A 339-nucleotide genomic window follows, 5' to 3' on the forward strand; every position below is an offset into this window, starting at 1 on the left:
CTCAAAGGCAATCGCCAGAATGGTTTTGACGATTTCGCCGCAGTGGCGCAGGACATCGTCAAACGCGGCATTGCCACGGCCGGATCGCTCGGCATTCAGGGCGGTTCGAATGGCGGGCTGCTGACCGGCGTGTCGCTGACGCAGCATCCGGAGCTGTTCGGCGCCGTCATTATCGAAGTGCCGCTGCTCGACATGCTGCGCTACACCGAATTGCCGCCGGGCGCTTCGTGGATGGCCGAATATGGCGATCCGTCAAAGCCGGAAGATGCCCAGTGGCTTTCGGCCTATTCGCCCTATCAACATGTCAAGGCGGATGCCGCCTATCCGCCGGTACTCTTG

1 protein-coding gene is annotated in these 339 nt (G+C 61.4%); it reads left to right on the forward strand.

What is annotated here, in order from left to right:
• On the forward strand, nucleotides 1–339 hold a 339-nt coding region (locus EN786_RS36585), incomplete at both ends, for a prolyl oligopeptidase family serine peptidase (RefSeq protein WP_135910124.1).

Origin of the sequence: Mesorhizobium sp. M4B.F.Ca.ET.143.01.1.1 (assembly GCF_004792275.1) — a bacterium.
GTDB lineage: Bacteria > Pseudomonadota > Alphaproteobacteria > Rhizobiales > Rhizobiaceae > Mesorhizobium > Mesorhizobium abyssinicae.